Source organism: Hymenobacter sp. YIM 151500-1 (assembly GCF_025979885.1).
Lineage (GTDB): Bacteria > Bacteroidota > Bacteroidia > Cytophagales > Hymenobacteraceae > Hymenobacter.
On sequence record NZ_CP110139.1, the window covers coordinates 1,141,793 to 1,160,358 of the forward strand.

The window sequence follows — 18,566 nt, forward strand, 5'->3', positions numbered from 1 at the left end:
TCACTCATCCACTCACTCACCTAATGGTCGCCTAGCGCGGCCAGGTAACGCTCGGCGTCGAGGGCAGCCATGCAGCCGGAGCCGGCGGCCGTCACGGCTTGGCGGTAGGTGTAGTCCTGCACGTCGCCGCAGGCAAACACGCCGTCCACGTTGGTTTTGGCCGTGCCGGGCAAGGTTTTCAGGTAGCCCTGCTCGTCGTGCGTCAGGTAGGGCTGGAAGATTTTGGAGTTGGGCTCGTGGCCGATGGCCACGAAAAAGCCCTTCACCGAAATCTCGCGGGTGCTGCCGTCCAGCGTGCTCTTCACCCGTACGGCTTCCACAGCGTGCTCGCCCAGGATTTCGTCGGTTACGGTATTCCAGAGCACCTCAATCTTTGGGTTGTCGAGCACGCGCTTCTGCATGATTTTCGAGGCGCGCATCTCCCCTTTCCGCACAATCATGTACACCTTGGAGCACAGGTTGGCCAGGTAAGTAGCTTCCTCGGCCGCCGTGTCGCCGGCGCCCACAATGGCCACGTCCAGCCCGCGGTAGAAAAACCCGTCGCACACGGCACAGGCCGACACGCCCGAGCCGTTCAGGCGCGCCTCCGAGGGCAGCCCCAGCCACTTAGCCGACGCGCCCGTGGCAATTATCACCGTGTCGGCGGTGAGCTGCTTGGTTTCATCCACGGTGATGCGGTGCGGATGGCCCGAAAAGTCCACGGCCGTCGCAATGCCGTACCGAATATCAGTGCCGAAGCGGGCGGCCTGCTTTTTCAGGTCTTCCATCATCTCCGGCCCCATGATGCCGTCGGGGTAGCCGGGAAAGTTTTCCACGTCGTTGGTGATGGTGAGCTGCCCGCCCGGTTGCAGGCCCTGGTACATCACCGGCTGCAAGCCCGCCCGCGAGGCATAAATAGCGGCCGTGTAACCAGCCGGACCCGAACCAATAATTAAACACTTTACGTGTTCCGAGGTCGTATTTTCCATAGGAGGAAGAAAGCTCAGGCCCAGGCCTGCGCCATGAAAGGTTTAGTTGGGACGGCAAAGGTAACACGAGCCGCTCGTGTGTAGCACGCGGCTGTCATTCCGAGCGCAGCGAGGCATCTGGGTGCTGACGCCTGAGTGGTATTGTCCTGCTGAGCTTGTCGAAGCATCTCTCCCGCTTCGTTGCAGCCGTTAGAGGTTAGCCAGCGGTAGAGATGCTTCGCAGGGCTCAGCATGACCGTTAGCTTCTGGTGTCAGCATAACATCTTAACACTCTCCCAAAGCACAACAAAAAACCCCAACCAGCGGCCAGGGTCTTTTGCAACGGGGTAAGAATCGTTACCCCAGATACGGTTTCAGCGCTTTGGAGCGCGAGGTGTGGCGCAGGCGGCGAATGGCCTTTTCCTTGATCTGCCGAACCCGCTCGCGGGTCAGGTTAAACTTTTCGCCGATTTCTTCCAGCGTGAGCGAATGTTCTCCGTTCAGACCGAAATAAAGCGTAATCACATCGGCTTCGCGCTTGGTGAGCGTGCTCAGGGCGCGCTGCACTTCCTTGCGGAGCGAGTCGTTCATCAGCCCCGTGTCGGGCGACTCTTCGTCTTCGTTTTCGAGCACGTCAAGCAGGCGGTTTTCCTCGCCCTGCACGAAGGGGGCATCCACCGACACGTGGCGGCCCGAAATCTTGAGCGTGTCCACCACTTCTGAAGTGGTTAGCTCCAGCACTTCGGCAATTTCCTCGGGCGAGGGCTCCCGCTCAAACTTCTGCTCCAGCTCCGAAAACGACTTGCTGATTTTGTTCAGCGAGCCAACCCGGTTCAGAGGCAGACGCACAATGCGGCTTTGCTCGGCCAGGGCTTGCAGAATGCTTTGGCGAATCCACCACACGGCGTAGGAGATAAACTTAAAGCCGCGGGTTTCGTCGAAGCGCTTGGCAGCTTTGATCAGGCCGAGGTTGCCCTCGTTGATCAAGTCGCCCAGCGACAGACCTTGGTTCTGGTATTGTTTGGCCACCGACACCACGAAGCGGAGGTTGGCCTTGGTCAGCTTCTCCAGCGCTTGCTGGTCGCCTTCCTTAATGCGTTGCGCCAGCGTCACCTCCTCATCGGGGGTCAGCAGGTCCACCTTGCCAATCTCCTGGAGGTATTTATCCAGCGACTGGCTTTCGCGGTTGGTGATCTGCTTGCTGATTTTTAGCTGTCTCATTGCGGGCGCGAGAAAGGTAAATTGGGGGGTTCTAGAAACGTCGTTAGTGAATAGTCCGGTATACGGAGGATACCTAACACGGGTATCAGGATGATGTTGAGAGCAACACCCCGATACCCGCGAAAGTTCGGCGGTTTACACCTGAGCCGTACCGTTGGAATCGGCGGCCCGCTCAGGCTTGGGCAGCAGCACCTTGCGCGAGAGGCGGTACTTGCCGGTTTTCTTGTCGATGTCGAGCAGCTTCACGTCAATCTCCTGCCCTACTTCCAGCACGCCGTCCAGCGAGGCCAGCCGTTCGTGCGCTACTTCCGAAATGTGGAGCAGGCCGTCTTTGCCCGGCATAATCTCCACGAAAGCACCGTAGGGCTGAATGCTGCGCACCTTGCCTTTGTAGGTTTCGCCTACTTCGGGCACGGCCGCAATGGCGCGGATGCGGCTGATGGCAGCTTCCATGTCCTCCTGGTTGGAGGCGAAGATGCTCACGTGGCCTTTTTCTTCTTTTTCTTCAATAATAACTGTGGCGTTGGTGTCCTTCTGAATCTGTTGAATGACCTTACCGCCGGGCCCAATAACCGCGCCAATAAACTCTTTATCGATGAGCATCTTGTGCGAGCGGGGCGTGTGCGGCTTGAGGTCAGCGGCTGGCTCGGCAATGGTCTTGGCCATTTCGCGCAGGATGTGCAGGCGGCCTTCGCGGGCCTGATGCAGGGCCGCGGTTAGGATTTCGCTGCTCAGGCCCTGGATTTTGATGTCCATCTGGCAAGCCACAATGCCTTTCTCGGTGCCCGTCACCTTGAAGTCCATGTCGCCGAGGTGGTCTTCGTCGCCCAGAATATCGGACAGCACGGCGTATTCGCCGGTTTCCCTGTCCTGCACGAGGCCCATAGCAATGCCCGACACGGCGGCGCGCATCTTAATGCCCGCATCCATCAGGGCCATGGAACCGGCGCACACCGTCGCCATCGACGACGAGCCGTTCGACTCCAGAATGTCCGACACCACGCGGATGGTGTAGGGGTTTTCGTCTTCCGGGGGCAGCACCTTCTTCAAGGAGCGCATGGCCAGGTTGCCGTGGCCTACTTCGCGGCGGCCGGGGCCACGGTTGGGCTTCACTTCACCGGTCGAGAAGGCCGGGAAGTTGTAGTGCAGCATAAACTTGTTGTAGCCCGACACCATGGCCGAGTCCACAATCTGCTCGTCGAGCTTGGTGCCCAGGGCCACCGAGGTCAGCGACTGGGTTTCGCCGCGGGTAAACAGGGCCGAGCCGTGGGCGCCCGGCAGGTAGTTGATTTCCGACCAGATGGGGCGGATTTCGGTCAGCTGGCGACCGTCGAGGCGGGTGCGCTCCTTGATCATCATGTCGCGGATGGCCTTCTTCTCGGCCGAGCCGTAGTAGCGCCCGAACATTTTCAGGTCCAGCTCCGGGTTTTCGGCCTGCAACTCTTCCAGCAGGGGCTTCTTGATAGCGCCGAAGCCTTCCTTACGGCCCGACTTGCTGGTGTTGCCCGACTTGGCTACCTCATAAGCCTTCTGGTAGACGGCCTGCGTGATGCGCTGCTTCAGCTCGTCGTTCTCGTCGTACTTGGGATAGTCGCGCTTCACGTGCGACTTCTCGATTTCGGCGGCCAGCTCCTGCTGCACGCGCACCTGCTCCTTGATGGCTTCGTGGGCGTAGGCAATGGCCTCTACCATTTCCTCTTCGCTCACCTCGTTCATCTCGCCTTCCACCATGGCCACCGAGTCGATGGTAGCCCCCACGATAAGGTCGATGTCGGCCCGCTCGATGTCGGCGGTTAGGGGGTTAATCTGGAGCTTGCCGTCGATGCGGGCTACGCGCACTTCCGAAATGGGACCCGCAAAGGGAATATCCGACACCGACAGAGCGGCCGAAGCGGCCAGGGCGGCCAGGGCGTCGGGCTGCACATCCTTGTCGGCTGAAATCAGCGAAATCATCACCTGCACCTCGTAGTGGTAGTCCTTGGGGAACATGGGGCGCAGAATCCGGTCCACGAGGCGCGAAACGAGCACTTCGTAGTCGGAGAGGCGGCCTTCACGGCGCTGGAAGGAGCCGGGGATTTTACCGGCCCCACCGAACTTCTCCTGGTAATCAACGGACAAGGGCAGGAAGTCCACGTCGCCGCGGGCGCTGGGCTGCGACACCACCGTGGCCAGCAGCATGGCGTCGCCGAGGCGCACGACCACGGCGCCGTCGGCAAACTTGGCCAGCTTGCCGGTTTCGATGGAAATCTGCCGGCCGTCCGGCAGGGCAATGTGTTTGGTAACCGCGTTGTAATTGGGCATCTTCTAAGGGTGCTTGAAAAAGCGTGCAGCGGGCGAGCAGCCAAAAAAACGGGGCCGCCAGTGGCCCCGCTTTGCTCTAGGGAGGAAGAGCGTTGTTCCTCGGGAAAGATAACACCGAAACCGGCGGCAACATTCAGCCGGCCCCGAATCTGGACTAAAAAAAGAGCAGGGAACCTCTCGTTGCGGAAAGGCTCCCTGCTCCGGGAACGGGGGCTTATTTACGGATGCCCAGTTCTTTGATAATAGCGCGGTAGCGGTTGATTTCGCGGTGCTGGAGGTAGTCCAGCAGGCGGCGGCGCTTACCAACAAGTTTCAGCAGACCCAGGCGGGTCGAGTAGTCCTTTTTATTCACCTTGAGGTGCTCCGTGAGGTGAGTAATGCGGTGCGTGAACAGCGCAATCTGCGACTCGGCCGAGCCGGTGTCGTTAGCGGACTTCTGTAGGCTATTTTTCTCGAAAATGGCCTGTTTTGCTTCAGTAGTGAGTTTCATCGGCAGATAGGTTTCCCCGTCTTGGATTTAAAATATGAGAAAAAATCACCCCGCACCTCGGGGTGGCCGCAAAGGTAAGCGGTTACTATGAGAAATGTGAAGTGAATGTGAAGAATGTGGTGGAATGTGAGAAATGTGGTGAATGTGGGAAATGCGTAGCCCCTGCGGGGTAACACCTACCGTCCATGAGCGGCTGTGTCCTTCCGGTGGGGCTTTGTCATTCTCATGTACTATTCATTGCCGATATGTCGCCCTACTGAGGCTACGCATTTCCCACATTCACCACATTTCTCACATTCCACCTCATTCACACCTTACGCTGCCTTCCAGTAGCCCCGCAGCGGCCAGCGCAGCCAGGTGGGCGCGAGGCGCTGCCAGTTTACTTCCAGCAGGCCGGAGTCGCGGCGGGCTTGGTAGAGGAAAAACAGCCCGGCGGGCAGCAGCAGCGCATTGGCCATCCACATTCCCACGCTTACCGGCAGGATAATCTCGCGGCCGTACTTCTCGCCCATGATGGAGAGGACGTAGTAGATGATAAAGAAGACAATTGAAATCAGAATGGGCACGCCCAGGCCGCCCTTCTTGATAATGGCGCCCAGCGGAGCCCCAATTAGAAACATCACCAGAATGGCTACCGACTGGGTGTACTTCTTGAATAGCTCGATGCGGTAGTTGGCTGTGTCGCGCTGCAGGTTGGTGAGCCGTTCGGCCGAAGTACCCAGATAGGACCGCACGTTGCGGGCCCGGTTGGCGGCGCGCTGGGCTACGTCGAGGTCGACGGCGTGCAGGCGCCGGGCGGGTACCTGCCAGCCCGCCACCCGCCGCGCAGCAGCCTGGTCGGTGGTGTCGAAGCGCACGTAGGTGTAGTAAGGCGTGAGTTGCTGCACCAGCTGCCCACGCTCCGTATTCAAGCGCATCCGCAGCGAGTCCGTGACGTGCGTCAACTGCTGGGTATTGAGCATCATCTTGTTCTGGTTGAACAGCTCCTTCTTGGTGCGGTCCAGGCCAAACGACGCCAGGGAAAATGTAATCAGGTTGCGGTCGAAATTCTGGCGGGTGAAGCTGGCACCCGAGCGGTTCTCGACGCTGGGTTGCTCCATGTAAGTACGCCCTTTAAATAGCTCCAACCCCAGGTACTGCCCCTCAAATCGGCTGAACATGCGCCCTGAATCAGCTAGGATAACAACACTACCTCCGCGGGTCTGAGTGTGCTCATAAATCATGATGCCCTTGAGCAGGTCACCGTTTTCGCCTAGCTTGCGGTTTACCTTGATGGTGTAGCCCGGAATGCCATTATAAAACACGCCCTCCCGGATGTCGAGGGCCAGTTTTTGCTGGCGCACGTCCCACAGCAGGCTGTAGGCTTCCAGATTAGCCAGCGGCACAATGGTGTTGTTGAACCAGAAGGCCCCGCCGGCCAGCAGGGCGCACACCACCATTACGGGCCGCAGAATGCGCGTCAGCGAGATGCCCGAGGTTTTGATGGCGGTTAGCTCGTGGTGTTCCCCCAGCGTGCCGTAAGTCATCAGCGAGGAGAGCAGCACGGCCAGCGGCAACGAAATCGGGACGATAAGCACGCTGAAGTAGAACAGCAGCTGCAGAATCACGCTCAGGCCCAGGTCCTTGCCCACCAGGTCGTCCATGTACTTCATCATGAACTGCATGAGGAAGATGAACTCCACAACGGCAAAGGTCAGAAAAAACGGACCGGCAAAGGCCCGCAGAATTAGCTTATCAAGTTTTTTCATACCACGTGGCCGCCCCTAAACCCGCGGGCAGCGGCCTATAAAAAGAAAGAGCAAACGGGAAACGAAGATACGCCTCGTTTCGCGTCTGCTCCCCTGCCAACGCTAAACCGCCGTTAGCCGCCTACCTGTTCCCGCAGCTTCTGAATCAGCCCGTCCCACATCTCCTGCAGCTCCACGTCGTCGGTTTCCTCGGAGTAGTCAATCACGCGCAGGTACACTTCCTGGGTGAGTTGCGACTCTTCCAGCAGAAAGTCCAGGTAGTTGGCGTCGGGCGTGTGGCGCTTGTTGTCGTCGAGGAACACGTAGCGCACCGAGCGGTTGGTGCGGTGCGAGTTCATCTCGGCGTAGTGGGGTTGGTTGTCCCAGATAAAGTTGTAATAGTGGTGGTCTTCCAGCCGCACATCCTGACAAAACCATTGCGTCAGCCCCGAGGCCGTAGCCAAGTACGGATACAGAATCTTGGGCGAAGCATTAATGGGGTATTCGACCGTAAACCGGTGTTTGAGGCGGGTGGCGGAAAGCGGCATAAGCTAAACGAGGTGAAGAATTACTGGGGTCGGCTTCCAGCTGGAAAGTCGCCCGGCAGCCAATATACGCGGGTTTTTTTTTGCACAACGCTTGCATTGGGTTAAATCTTGTCCCTACCTTTGCCCCACCAAAACGAGGCGGGGTAGCTCAGTTGGTTAGAGCACAGGATTCATAACCCTGAGGCCACGAGTTCAAATCTCGTCCCCGCTACACCACGCACCGCACTGGCTCTGGCTGGTGCGGTTTTTTGTTTGGGTGTTGGCAGGGGCAGGCAAGCTCGACAGTGCAGTTTTTAGCCTCGGCAAACGGGTATTCTACCGACGCAAAGGTGCTGTTAGTCTAAAAAACTTGTGCAGGCCGGGCCATCCTTCCTTCTTGGCTGCATGCGTCAAGAATTTGCCAACTCGTATGGCTCTACGTACCTAACCGTCGAGTACGACCACCAGAATAACTGGATTTACAACGACTGGCACGGGTTGCTCAGCACAGCCGACGTAATTGAGGGCGCCACGGGCGTGCTGCACGTGCTGGAGCAGTTGCGCTGCCCCTACATGCTGAACGATAATACGGCAGTGCTAGGCTCCTGGAAGCAGGCTAACGAGTGGATTGAGCAACACTGGATACCACCGGCCCTTAGTGCGGGCTTGCAGTACTATGCCCATATTGTGGCACCGGGCGTTTTCGGGCAGGCCTCTGCCGAAGACCTGCACCTGCGGGCGGGGCTTCGCATCGAAATGCGCCTGTTTGAAAATGGCCCCGAAGCCCGGCACTGGCTGCGCACCATGCAGCAAGCCAATCCACAAACCGCCCGCGCCTAAACTACCGACCTAGGTACAGGCAACGGTAGGCGCGCTTCCCTGACTGATGTGCTGTTTTGCGCGCTGCCAGGCGCACCTTGTGCGCTTCTGGTAGCATAAAAAAAGCGTCCGGCTCAGAAGAGCCGGACGCTTTTTCGTGTGTCTCAACCAAGCGGGGTCTACTTGATTTTCTCGATGATACCCCGGAACGCCTCGGGGTGGTTGAGAGCCAGGTCAGCCAGCACCTTGCGGTTCAGGTCGATGCCGGCTTTTTTCAGGCCGCCCATGAACTGCGAGTACGACAGGCCGTGCTCACGGGCCCCGGCGTTGATACGCTGAATCCAGAGGGCACGGAACTCGCGCTTCTTTACTTTCCGGTCGCGGTAGGCATACAGCAGACCTTTCTCAACCGCGTTTTTAGCAACGGTCCACACGTTTTTGCGACGGCCGTAATAGCCTTTCGCCAAACGCATTACTTTCTTCCGACGGTGGCGCGAGGCCACGTGGTTGACACTTCTTGGCATAACCTGCTTTGTTTTTGGCGGCCGGCGGCGGCTTTTCTGCCGCGGCTTATGGGGCTACCGGACGCCTGGTTTTGAATGAATTAAAAAATTAAAAATTGAGAATTAAAAATTAGCGTAATGAGGCGTACAGCGTCAACTCTTAATTTTTAATTGTCAATTTTTAATTCATTTAGATGTTGAGCATATCCTTCACCCGGCCCATGTCGGCGGGGCTCACCAGGGTGGCGTGCGTAAGGGCGCGCTTCTGCTTGGTGGTCTTCTTGGTCAGGATGTGGCTCTTGAAAGCGTGCTTGCGCTTTACTTTGCCCGTGCCGGTCAGCGAGAACCGCTTTTTGGCGCCGGACTTGGTTTTTACTTTCGGCATTGTGCTGGAGGTAAGTGGTGAAAAACTGCGGCGGTCGGCTGCCTAGGGCCGGTGCGCCAGCTGGAAAAACGGAGCCGCAGCTCCGGAGTAGTAAGCTATTCGGTGTCTTGGTCCGAGGCGGTAGCGGCGGGCTTGGCCTCTTTGCTGCCTTCCTTGGTGGGGGCAGGCTTGGGTTTGGCCGGGGCCGCTGCCTTGGGCGCCAGGTACAGGAACATGCGCTTGCCTTCGAGCTTGGGCAGCTGCTCTACTTTGCCGAGGTCTTCCAAGGCTTGGGCAAACTTGAGCAGCAGAATTTCACCCCGCTCCTTGAACACGATGCTGCGCCCCACGAAGTGCACGTACGCCTTGATTTTAGCGCCTTCGCGCAAAAATTCCTGGGCGTGCTTGAGCTTGAAGGCAAAGTCGTGGTCGTCGGTGTTGGGTCCGAAACGGATTTCCTTAATGACGACCTTGGTTTGCTTGGCCTTTAGCTCGCGGGTCTTTTTCTTCTGCTCGTACTTGAATTTCGAGTAGTCAATAACGCGGCAAACGGGCGGGACGGCAGTAGGCGAAATCTCTACTAAATCAAGATTTTGCTCCTGCGCCATGCGGCGGGCCTGCTCAATCGAGTAAATGCCCTGTTCCACATTGTCGCCAACCAGGCGTACTTCGCGGGCCGTAATCTTTTGGTTGATTTTAAACGGCTCCTCGACCTGGGTGCGAGGGATATAGCGGCGGTTGGGGGTAGCTATGGCAGTTCTCCTTAAGGTGAAAGTCGATTTTCAGTGGCTGAAACGCCAACAGGCAAGCCCGGTGGGTTCAATCAGCGGGCGAATATCCGGCATTTTTTCCAAACGCTGAAAAAAAGGCTATATAAAATTGGCGGTCAACTATGTTCTGCTCTCTTGTAAGCAAGCCTGGCCAAGACCTACAGCGGCGGCTACGTGACGTCTTCTCTCCTACTACCCCACTGAATGCAAAGCCCCTGACGCTGGTGCGAACGTCAAGCTGGTGTGAACGTCAAGGGCTTGCTACACTCGGGCGTTTTCAGAGACAAGCGGCACCGTTTACCGCCGGCCCGCCAGAACCCGGTGGTTATTTGCCGTCCATCATGTCATTCACCTGTGTTTGGAAGCTGCGGATGAAAGCGTCCAGGGGCATGGAGCCCACGTCGCCCTCGCCGTGCTTGCGCACCGACACGATGTTGTTCTCTTGTTCCTTTTCGCCCACGATGAGCATGTAGGGCACTTTCAGCACTTCGGCGTCGCGGATTTTGCGGCCGATTTTCTCGTCGCGGTGGTCTACAGTGCCGCGCAGCTCGGCGGCCTGGAGCCGGTCGTAGATCTGCTGGGCGTAGTCGTGGTACTTCTCCGAGATGGGCAGCACGGCAAACTGCTCAGGCGTGAGCCAGAGCGGGAAATTGCCACCGCAGTGCTCAATCAGCACCGCCACAAACCGCTCCAGGGACCCAAACGGGGCCCGGTGAATCATGACGGGACGCTGGCGGGAGTTGTCGGAAGCCACGTACTCTAGCTCAAACCGCTCGGGCAGGTTGTAGTCGACCTGAATGGTACCGAGCTGCCACTTGCGGCCCAAAGCGTCGCGTACCATGAAGTCGAGCTTGGGGCCGTAGAAGGCGGCCTCGCCCAGCTCAGTTACGGTGTTGAGGCCTTTTTCGGCGGCAGCTTCCTGAATGGCGGCTTCGGCGCGGGCCCAGTTTTCATCGGAGCCGATGTACTTGGCCTTGTTTTCCGGGTCGCGCAGGCTGATTTGGGCCGTGAAGTCGGGGAAGTCCAGGGCTTTGAGCACGTAGAGCACAATGTCAATCACCTTCAGGAATTCCTCCTTCACCTGGTCGGGGCGGCAGAAGATGTGGGCGTCGTCCTGGGTGAAGCCCCGCACGCGGGTCAGGCCGTGCAGCTCCCCGCTCTGCTCGTAGCGGTACACGGTGCCAAACTCGGCCAGGCGCACCGGCAGGTCGCGGTACGAGCGAGGCTTGCTGCGGTAGATTTCGCAGTGGTGGGGGCAGTTCATGGGCTTGAGGAAAAACTCCTCGCCCGGATTGGGGGTCTTAATGGGCTGGAAGGAGTCGGCCCCGTACTTTTCGTAGTGGCCGCTGGTCACGTACAGCTCCTTGGCCCCGATGTGGGGCGTCACGACGGGCTGGTAGCCGGCCTTCATCTGGGCGCGGCGCAGAAACTGCTCCAGCCGCTCGCGCAGGGCCGTGCCCTTGGGCAGCCACAGGGGCAGCCCCGCTCCTACCTTTTCCGAAAACGTGAACAGCTCCAGCTCCTTGCCCAGCTTGCGGTGGTCACGGCGCTTGGCTTCCTCCAGCTTTTCCAGGTATTCGGCCAGCTCCTTGGCTTTGGGGAAGGTAATGCCGTAGATGCGCGTGAGCTGCTTGTTCTTCTCGTCGCCGCGCCAGTAGGCCCCGGCCACGTTCAGCAGCTTCACGGCCTTGATGGGCGAGGTATCGGGAATGTGGGGCCCGCGGCAGAGGTCGGTGAAGCTGCCCTGGGTGTAGAAGGTGATGGAGCCGTCTTCGAGACGCTCCAGCAAATCCAGCTTGTAGGGGTCGTTTTTCTCCTGAAAGTAGGCTACGGCATCGGCCTTGCTGACTGCGCGGCGCTGGTACTGGCTTTTCTGCCTGGCCAGCTCCAGCATTTTGGCTTCGATTTTGGCGAAGTCGTCGGTGGAGATGGAGCGGCCCTCGCCCAGGTCAATGTCGTAGTAGAAGCCGTTTTCGATGCTGGGGCCGATGCCCAGCTTCACGCCGGGGTACAGGGCTTCCAGGGCTTCGGCCATGAGGTGAGCCGAGGAGTGCCAGAAGGTGGCTTTGCCGTCCGGGTCGTTCCAGGTCAGGATTTCCACGGTGGCATCCTGGTCAAGGGGGCGGTGCAGGTCGCGTACTTCGCCGTTGACGCGCACGCCCAGGGCATTGCGGGCCAGGCCTTCGCTGATGCCGGCGGCCACATCGTAGCCCGTGGCGCCATCTACAAACTGGCGCACCGAGCCGTCGGGGAGGGTAATCTGTAACATAAAAAAGAGGAATTATGGCTATACAACCAGCCGTGAGGCCGCAAGATAGGGAAAGAGGGACTTAAGGTCTTGGGGACTTAGGGGCTTAGTTGCCGTTCTAGCGTCATCCTGAGCATGTTGCGCATCAAGCGAAGATGAAGCTTTTGTTATGGCAGAATGACGTACCTGTACGGTAAAGCCATTTTGCCGTCATGTCCTCAGGTGAGCAGGTTCTTTATGGTGTGGATGCCTGATGAGGGGATGACACCAGCATGATAAACCAAGTCCCTAAGTCCTAAGCCCCCAAGACCCTAAGCCCCTATCTCACAACCCAGAACGCTGCACACTGATGGGCTCGATGAGCTCTACGGCTTGGCGGGGACGCTCATCCACGATAATGCCCTTGGCGCGGTTGCCCACTTTCCAGACTTTGTAGGTCCAGTGACGGTTGCCGGGGTTTTCCAGCACCAGCAGGCGGTACTGGTCGGTGGCTTCCTGGTAACGGCCGAGGCTTTCGAGACTTTCGGCCAGCATTTGGCGGGCGCCGGCCAGGCGTGGGGCGCGGCGCAGAGCCCGCTGGAGGTAGGGCACGGCCTGGGCGTACTGCCGGGCTTTGAAGGCCACCAAGCCCAGGCGGTAGTCGGCGCGGTAGAAGGTGGTATCGAGCTGCACCACGCGGGCGTAGCTGCGGGCGGCGCTGTCGGGTTGGTTTTGCAGCTCGAACTGCCGGCCGTAGTCGTACCACAGCGGGCCGTAGTCGGGAGCCAGCTTCAGGCCTTGGGCGGCATACATGGCGGCTTCGGCCGGCTGCCGAAACGCGTTCAGCAGAAACGCCAGCTGGTGCAGGGTTTCGGGCTGGCGTGGGTCGCGGGCCAGGCTGGCCCGCAGGTAGTCGAGAGCCTGCACCGTGTCGCGCAGCCCCACGAAGGCCATGCCTTTGTAGAACAGCGCCGCCGTGTGGTCGGGCTCCTGCTGCAAGGCCCGGTCGAGCTGGTCGAGGGCCGGCTGGTACTCGCGCCGGGCCAGGTGCATCTCCCCTACCAGCAGGTTGAGGTCGGGGGAGGAAAAGCCGCGGCGGGCGGCTTCGGCTGCGGCGGCCAGGGCTTCCGGGAGCTGGCCTTGTGCCCGCAGGGCGCGGGCTTTGGTGAAGTAAAACTCGCCGGGGGCGTCGTCGAGGTCCAGGGCCTGGTTGATGTCTTGCAGGGCCGGGCCTACCTGGCCGGCATCGAGGCGAAACGCGGCCCGCCGGGCGTACAGCGACGCATTCTGGGGTTGGCGGGCAATGGCGCCGTCCAGCTCCTGGGCCTGAATGGCCGGCCCACTTTGCACGGTGCGCAAATTCACCATGCGGGCCGGCTGCTCCACGGGCACTTCGGCGCAGCCCGCCGCCAGGCCGGCGGCCAGCACCAAGAGCAGACGAGCAGCAACAGGAGGCATCGTGGTCAGCATAGCTACGGGCAAAGATACGGCGCGGGGCCCCGCCAACGGGCCGGCCTGCTACAGCGTTTTGACGCGGCGGGCAATCTGGCGGCGCAGGTGGCGGTTCTGCTGCTCCAGCAAGCGGCGGCAGCGGCGGCTCAGCTCCAGCTCATCGGCCGTAACGGGCTCCATGGTCACGGCTTCCTGGAGCACACTAATGGCCTGGCGGCGCTGGCCCTGGTTGAGGTGGACGCGGGCCAGGTCGTAGGCAAACTGAATGCGCTGGGGCGCCAGTTCGTGGGCCCGGCCCAGGGCTTCCAGGGCTTGGCGGGTGCTGGCCCCGCTGGGCGTACCGCCCAGAAGCACCCGGCTGAACACCCGTTCCAGCAAGTTGTAGTGGTCGACGCGGTAGTGCCAGCGGCCCAGCAGCTGCCAGGCGTCGGCCCAGGTGGGGCGGGCGGCCACGGCGGCCTGCACGTGGGGCTTCATTTCGCGGTAGGCCAGCAGCCGCCCCCGCGCCGACAGCAGGGTGGCTTGGTTGGCCAGGGACAGGGCTTCGGCGTAGTGCCCTTCGGCGCCGTCGGGACGCACCACCAGGGCGCGGTTGGCGTAGAGGTGGGCCGCCGCGAAGTAGGCAGCTTTGCGGGTTTCGTCGGTGTAGCGGGCCCCGATGCGGACACTAAGCACGGCCGCCTGCCATAGCGCCTCGTACGTGGCCGGAGTCCGGCCCAGCACTTCCTCATACGTGGCCAGAGCTTCCGACTCTTTGTACCGGGCTTGCAGCTCCTGGGCCTGCCGCAGCAGCCTATCCACTTCGCTGGAAGGAGGCGCTTCCACGGCGGGCTTGGGCGCAGGCTTGGCCTTGTGCAGCTGGGCCTGAGCCGGAAAAGCACCCAGCCCCGCCAGCAGCCCCAGGACAAACAGACAAATGCACAACCTCATACCTCTGAATAAGCTCTCAAAGCTGGGGCTTTTCTGGCAGATGCCACACGCTAAGCAACACAAAAAACCCCGCCGCGAGGTGCAGCAGGGCTTTTGGGGTAAGATTAAAACAGCTTCAGCTGGGACTTCGGCGTCTTGAGCACGGCCTGGGCCTGGGCAATGTCGGCTTCCGAAATATCCACCGGGCCGCTCAGCTCCGGCAGGGGCGCTTCGGGAGCTGCGGTGCTGCTGCCAGCAGCGGCCGGACGCGGAATGGTGGCCGGACCGGCCTTTTTCTTTACGGCTTTGCGCTCCGGCTCGGGGCCTTCGTCGGTGAGCAGGGTGAGGGCGTGGATTTTGAAGTAGTTGAGTTTGTTGCCCAGGGCTTTCCAGCCTTTCACGTCGATGAACTCGTGGAGCAGGTGCTGCACGGTTTCTTTCTCGGCTTTTTTGTCGCGCTGCAGCTTCACCTCAATCCGGGGCTCGGCGTGGCAGGTGGCGCACAGCAGCTTCGAGCCCTTGGTTTCCGAAATGAAGGTGAAGCGCTTTTCCAGGGTGCTGGTTTCGATTTTGAACCGCTTGACGTAGTGCGTCTTGGTTTCGCCCTCCACGTAGGCGCTGCTGATGACCGTTTCGGGCTCCAGCTTGCGCAGCAGCACAATGTTGGGCACGTCGGCGTGCCAGGCCAGGTCCGGCAGCCGCACCTCGTAGGAGCCGTCTTTGTACACCACCAGCAAAGTGTCGTCGGTGTCGAAGGTGCCCAGGTAGCGGCCGTGGCCGGCGTGGTTGAGGCGGCCCACCACCACGTCGAAAAACACCTCCCGGCCGCCCAGCGTCGAGTCGCCCACGGCTTTGCGGGTGATTTTCTTGATGGGCTGCTTGGTCACGATGTTGCCCATGGAGCCCTTGCCTTTGATGGCCAGCTCGGCAAAATCAAAGTCGAACTGCTTGACCCGCGCCGGGGCCTTGTCCGAAAGTTGCACGCTTACAATCTCCGACTCCGAGTTGGGGTTGGCCGTGAGATAGAGCACCTTGGTGCCCTTGGTGCCTTTGGTCAGGTCGTAGGTTTTGTCGCGGGTGATGCCCGTCACGAGAAAACGCTTGGCAAAGGAGATGCCCGAAGCCCCGTCCTGGTACACCAGGTTGTACACCAGCCGGTCGTCGTTTTTGTTGTAGACGCCCACGTGCAGGATGTCCTTGCCCACGAAGGTTTTCTCGGCAATCTTGGTCACCATGAACGTGCCGTCGCGGCGGATGGCAATGATGTCGTCCAGGTCCGAGCAGTCGCACACAAACTCGTCTTTCTTCAGCCCGTAGCCCACGAAACCGTCCTGGCGGTTCACGTAGAGCTTCTGGTTGGCCACGGCTACTTTCTGGGCCGTTACCACGTCGAAGGTGCGCAGCTGAGTGCGTCGCTCCCGGCCGGCGCCGTATTTTTTCAGCAGGCCCTCGAAGTAGCCGATGGCGTAGCGGGTGAGGTTGGCCAGGTGGTCGGCCACCTCGGCCAGCTCAGTTTCCAGCTTCTGGATGTATTCCTCGGCCTTGAAGCCGTCGTACTTGCTGATGCGCTTGATGCGGATTTCGGTCAGGCGCGTCAGGTCGTCCTCGGTAATGGCGCGGCGCAGCACCAAGCGCGGGTCGTTGGCCTTGGGCTTTTCGCCGTCGATGCGCACGAACTTGCGCAAGCCGGCGTCAATGGTCTGGAGAATGTCTTCCCAGGTTTCGCACTCCTCGATTTTGCGGTAGATGCGGTTTTCGATAAAGATTTTTTCCAGCGAAGCCGAATGCCACTTCTCCTGCAGCTCCTCCTGGCGGATTTCCAGCTCCCGCTCCAGCAGGCGCACCGTTTTCTGGGTGCTCAGGCGCAGCATATCCTCCACTCCCACAAAGCGCGGCTTCTCGTCGATGATGACGCAAGTGTTGGGCGAAATGCTGATTTCGCAATCGGTGAAGGCGTAGAGGGCGTCCATGGTGAGGTCCGGGGAAACCCCGGCCGGCAGGTGCACCTGGATTTCCACCTCGGCCGCCGTGTTGTCCACCACCTTCTTGATCTTGATTTTGTTGGCCTCTGAGGCCTTCACAATGCTTTCCATCAGCGCCGTGGTGGTGGTGCCGTAGGGAATGTCGCGGATGACGAGCATCGTTTTGTCGACCTTCTCGATGGTGGCGCGCAAGCGGATTTTAGCCCCGCGCAGGCCGCCGTTGTAGTTGGTCACGTCGCAGAGTCCGCCCGTGGGGAAGTCCGGGAACAGCTGGATGTCGCGGCCCCGTAGCACGTCGATGCTGGCCTTGCACAGCTCCCGGAAGTTGTGGGGCATAATTTTGGTGCTCAGGCCCACGGCAATGCCCTCCACGCCCTGGGCTAGCAGCAGCGGGAACTTCACCGGCAGCGTGGTCGGCTCCCGCTTGCGGCCGTCGTAGCTCATCTGCCACTCCGTAATGTCGGGGTTGAACACCACGTCCAGGGCAAACTTGCTCAGGCGGGCCTCAATATAGCGGGGCGCGGCGGCGCCGTCGCCGGTGCGGATGTCGCCCCAGTTGCCCTGGGTTTCAATGAGCAGGTCTTTCTGGCCCAGGTTCACCATGGCGTCGCCGATGGAGGCGTCGCCGTGGGGATGGTACTGCATGGTCTGGCCGATGACGTTGGCTACTTTGTTGAAGCGGCCGTCGTCCATCTCCTTCATGGCGTGCAGGATGCGGCGCTGCACGGGCTTCAGGCCGTCCTCAATAGCCGGCACGGCCCGCTCCAGAATCACGTAAGAAGCGTAGTCCAGAAACCAGTTCTGGTACATGCCGTTCACGGTGGCCACGTCGTGAATCATCTCGCCGGGCGCAAACTTAGGTTCCTCCTCGGCTTCTTCGGTTACCGGCTCCGGCTCGGTCACAGCCTGCACGTCAGCCGACGATTCGGCCAGCAATAATTCGCCGGTTTCGCTCACCACGAGTTGGGGCGTAGTGTCGTCGGCATCGGCTGGGCCGGCCGGCTCGGCCCCGAACTCAAAGGAGTCGCCGGCACCAAACAGGTTGGGCGCTTGCTCGTCGTTGCGGTTCAGGTCCTGGGGGTCTTTCTCTTCTGACATAAGGGGTGTGGCCGGGGGCCACGGTTGTTGTTCTTGTACCTCTCTTCCGCTTGGCGGGGCGGAAGGACAATTCTCAATTAAGATAACCGCAGATAGTTCACTGCGGCTTCAAAGCTGTTTATATCGACAACGCTGCACCCGCAGCTCCTGCACCAAGCGAGTCGCTTTGAACGCCTTTTCATCGCGCGATACAAACAGGCATTCTTCCTGCTCTGGCTCGTTCAGCAATTGCTGCTGCACGCTTGCCAGCACCAGCGCGTCGTGCAGGCTCAAGCTGTTTTCAACGAAAGCCCGTTGTCCGGCCACTACGATTTCGGGAGTTATGGAAATCATGGTAGCTGAACGGGTAAACCGTTCCACAACCTGAAACAGCCGTTCGGTTTGGGTTGCCGTGCGCGCTAGCAGCACGCCCCGCAACAACCGTCCGAGTGTTTCCATATCGTCGGCATCGGCTCCGGCTTCGCGTTGATGCTGTTTTATTTCTTCCTGAATAGCAGCCACCAACTCATCCCGTCCCTGCTTTGCGGTCCGCAGCCTGTTAAATACTTCAGACAGCCCATAAACAGGAGCTATTAGGCGGATGACATGCTGCTCGGCAGCTTGCAGTATTTTCTCGCAAAACGATGCTTGTTCTTGTTGAAAGGCCAACTCCAGCAAAAAATTGGTTTCTACAAAGACCCGTCTCATTCAAGCGGCCTGAAGCTGAATGTCGCCGTGATAAATAGCTTCGTAGAGGCCAGTATCAACCAACCACCGCTGCGCGGGCTCGTCGATTAGCTGTTGCTTTGGCTTAAACTGGCTAAACATCAGCCAAGAATAAACAACGGATTCTAGGTTGCGCTCGTCCAGCCGCGAGAGCGGGAACCGCTGCACATCCAACTGCCGCTCCAGAACTGCGCTTGCGTCAACGATGATGTCCGGTGCGCGGCGCGGTGCGGCGCCTGGTCGCCACAACGCAATTTGGCGGGGAGTCACCAACATGAAGTAGTAGTCGTTGTGCCATGTGGCTGGCTCAGCGCTAGGCTTAGCAGGATCTGGGAACCACGTTTCGGTCAACTCCTGGAAAAAGTTTTCCTGCCAATCCTGCTCGTCCCATGCGGCTAAGTCTTGGCTGGCCCAAAAGGCACCGGCCTTCACTTCCACCAACAGCCGCAGCTCGTGCCGGGCTGAATAGCCCACTAGGTCGGCTACGTAGTGTTCGGGAACTCCAAAAGGGTTTGCCATAGCAC

At 59.8% G+C, this 18,566-nt stretch carries 15 protein-coding genes, 1 tRNA gene and 1 pseudogene; 2 read left to right on the forward strand and 15 right to left on the reverse strand.

The genetic code is table 11. From position 1 onward, the window contains the following. Positions 1 to 20: 20 nt before the first annotated feature. The 6 genes from trxB to OIS53_RS04655 all read right to left on the reverse strand — a co-directional run bounded on the left by trxB (position 21) and on the right by OIS53_RS04655 (position 7,234). Positions 21 to 968 (reverse strand): thioredoxin-disulfide reductase, encoded by a 948-nt coding sequence (gene trxB, locus OIS53_RS04630; RefSeq protein ID WP_264681225.1) that lies wholly within the window; start codon positions 966 to 968, stop codon positions 21 to 23. A 336-nt stretch (positions 969 to 1,304) separates the two neighbouring features. Next, a complete protein-coding gene (locus OIS53_RS04635; RefSeq protein WP_022823752.1) occupies positions 1,305 to 2,168 on the reverse strand; it encodes a sigma-70 family RNA polymerase sigma factor in 864 nt (287 codons plus the stop codon). 135 nt (positions 2,169 to 2,303) lie between these two features. Next, positions 2,304 to 4,469, reverse strand: a complete 2,166-nt coding sequence (gene pnp, locus OIS53_RS04640; protein WP_264681226.1) for a polyribonucleotide nucleotidyltransferase — start codon at positions 4,467 to 4,469, stop codon at positions 2,304 to 2,306. A 214-nt stretch (positions 4,470 to 4,683) separates the two neighbouring features. Continuing rightward, a complete protein-coding gene (gene rpsO / locus OIS53_RS04645; RefSeq protein WP_264681227.1) occupies positions 4,684 to 4,959 on the reverse strand; it encodes a 30S ribosomal protein S15 in 276 nt (91 codons plus the stop codon). A 314-nt stretch (positions 4,960 to 5,273) separates the two neighbouring features. Next, the gene (locus OIS53_RS04650) at positions 5,274 to 6,707 is read right to left on the reverse strand and encodes an LptF/LptG family permease (protein ID WP_264681228.1); all 1,434 of its coding nucleotides are present in this window, start codon (positions 6,705 to 6,707) and stop codon (positions 5,274 to 5,276) included. 113 nt (positions 6,708 to 6,820) lie between these two features. After that, on the reverse strand, positions 6,821 to 7,234 hold the full coding sequence (locus OIS53_RS04655; protein WP_264681229.1) for an START-like domain-containing protein: 414 nt from the start codon (positions 7,232 to 7,234) through the stop codon (positions 6,821 to 6,823). Positions 7,235 to 7,371: 137 nt separating this feature from the next. On the opposite strand from OIS53_RS04655, the gene OIS53_RS04660 reads away from it, so the two are divergent. Then, positions 7,372 to 7,445 (forward strand) — tRNA-Met (locus OIS53_RS04660). A gap of 173 nt (positions 7,446 to 7,618) precedes the next feature. Next, positions 7,619 to 8,053, forward strand: coding sequence for a hypothetical protein (locus OIS53_RS04665; protein WP_264681230.1), 435 nt, complete (start codon positions 7,619 to 7,621; stop codon positions 8,051 to 8,053). Positions 8,054 to 8,211: 158 nt separating this feature from the next. On the opposite strand, the gene rplT is transcribed toward OIS53_RS04665, so the two are convergent. From rplT to OIS53_RS04710, 9 genes and pseudogenes are all read right to left on the reverse strand, one after another. Continuing rightward, on the reverse strand, positions 8,212 to 8,556 hold the full coding sequence (gene rplT, locus OIS53_RS04670; protein ID WP_264681231.1) for a 50S ribosomal protein L20: 345 nt from the start codon (positions 8,554 to 8,556) through the stop codon (positions 8,212 to 8,214). A gap of 169 nt (positions 8,557 to 8,725) precedes the next feature. Continuing rightward, complete coding sequence (gene rpmI / locus OIS53_RS04675) at positions 8,726 to 8,920, reverse strand: 50S ribosomal protein L35 (RefSeq protein ID WP_264681232.1); 195 nt, start codon at positions 8,918 to 8,920, stop codon at positions 8,726 to 8,728. Positions 8,921 to 9,093: 173 nt separating this feature from the next. After that, a pseudogene (gene infC, locus OIS53_RS04680) lies at positions 9,094 to 9,651 on the reverse strand (translation initiation factor IF-3); the annotation flags it as partial. A 343-nt stretch (positions 9,652 to 9,994) separates the two neighbouring features. Continuing rightward, positions 9,995 to 11,938: a threonine--tRNA ligase gene (thrS, locus tag OIS53_RS04685; RefSeq protein ID WP_264681233.1), complete on the reverse strand. Its 1,944-nt coding sequence runs from the start codon at positions 11,936 to 11,938 to the stop codon at positions 9,995 to 9,997. A 303-nt stretch (positions 11,939 to 12,241) separates the two neighbouring features. After that, positions 12,242 to 13,366 carry a tetratricopeptide repeat protein gene (locus OIS53_RS04690; RefSeq protein ID WP_264681234.1) on the reverse strand — a complete coding sequence of 375 codons (1,125 nt, stop codon included), beginning with the start codon at positions 13,364 to 13,366 and terminating at the stop codon, positions 12,242 to 12,244. A 48-nt stretch (positions 13,367 to 13,414) separates the two neighbouring features. Further along, positions 13,415 to 14,278: a tetratricopeptide repeat protein gene (locus OIS53_RS04695; RefSeq protein WP_264681235.1), complete on the reverse strand. Its 864-nt coding sequence runs from the start codon at positions 14,276 to 14,278 to the stop codon at positions 13,415 to 13,417. Positions 14,279 to 14,382: 104 nt separating this feature from the next. After that, a complete protein-coding gene (locus OIS53_RS04700) occupies positions 14,383 to 17,337 on the reverse strand; it encodes a DNA gyrase/topoisomerase IV subunit A (RefSeq protein WP_264681236.1) in 2,955 nt (984 codons plus the stop codon). 108 nt (positions 17,338 to 17,445) lie between these two features. Further along, positions 17,446 to 18,024 (reverse strand): PIN domain-containing protein, encoded by a 579-nt coding sequence (locus OIS53_RS04705; RefSeq protein ID WP_264681237.1) that lies wholly within the window; start codon positions 18,022 to 18,024, stop codon positions 17,446 to 17,448. Next, positions 18,025 to 18,561, reverse strand: a complete 537-nt coding sequence (locus OIS53_RS04710; RefSeq protein WP_264681238.1) for a hypothetical protein — start codon at positions 18,559 to 18,561, stop codon at positions 18,025 to 18,027. Positions 18,562 to 18,566 lie beyond the last annotated feature (5 nt).

Bases quoted from the DNA above. Each gene is read 5' to 3' on its own strand.
- rplT (WP_264681231.1), bottom strand. From the start codon at position 8,556: ATGCCAAGAAGTGTCAACCACGTGGCCTCGCGCCACCGTCGGAAGAAA.
- OIS53_RS04710 (WP_264681238.1), bottom strand. From the start codon at position 18,561: ATGGCAAACCCTTTTGGAGTTCCCGAACACTACGTAGCCGACCTAGTG.
- OIS53_RS04650 (WP_264681228.1), bottom strand. From the start codon at position 6,707: ATGAAAAAACTTGATAAGCTAATTCTGCGGGCCTTTGCCGGTCCGTTT.
- thrS (WP_264681233.1), bottom strand. From the start codon at position 11,938: ATGTTACAGATTACCCTCCCCGACGGCTCGGTGCGCCAGTTTGTAGAT.
- trxB (WP_264681225.1), bottom strand. From the start codon at position 968: ATGGAAAATACGACCTCGGAACACGTAAAGTGTTTAATTATTGGTTCG.
- pnp (WP_264681226.1), bottom strand. From the start codon at position 4,469: ATGCCCAATTACAACGCGGTTACCAAACACATTGCCCTGCCGGACGGC.
- OIS53_RS04700 (WP_264681236.1), bottom strand. From the start codon at position 17,337: ATGTCAGAAGAGAAAGACCCCCAGGACCTGAACCGCAACGACGAGCAA.
- OIS53_RS04665 (WP_264681230.1), top strand. From the start codon at position 7,619: ATGCGTCAAGAATTTGCCAACTCGTATGGCTCTACGTACCTAACCGTC.
- OIS53_RS04705 (WP_264681237.1), bottom strand. From the start codon at position 18,024: ATGAGACGGGTCTTTGTAGAAACCAATTTTTTGCTGGAGTTGGCCTTT.
- OIS53_RS04690 (WP_264681234.1), bottom strand. From the start codon at position 13,366: ATGCTGACCACGATGCCTCCTGTTGCTGCTCGTCTGCTCTTGGTGCTG.
- OIS53_RS04695 (WP_264681235.1), bottom strand. From the start codon at position 14,278: ATGAGGTTGTGCATTTGTCTGTTTGTCCTGGGGCTGCTGGCGGGGCTG.
- rpmI (WP_264681232.1), bottom strand. From the start codon at position 8,920: ATGCCGAAAGTAAAAACCAAGTCCGGCGCCAAAAAGCGGTTCTCGCTG.
- OIS53_RS04655 (WP_264681229.1), bottom strand. From the start codon at position 7,234: ATGCCGCTTTCCGCCACCCGCCTCAAACACCGGTTTACGGTCGAATAC.
- OIS53_RS04635 (WP_022823752.1), bottom strand. From the start codon at position 2,168: ATGAGACAGCTAAAAATCAGCAAGCAGATCACCAACCGCGAAAGCCAG.
- rpsO (WP_264681227.1), bottom strand. From the start codon at position 4,959: ATGAAACTCACTACTGAAGCAAAACAGGCCATTTTCGAGAAAAATAGC.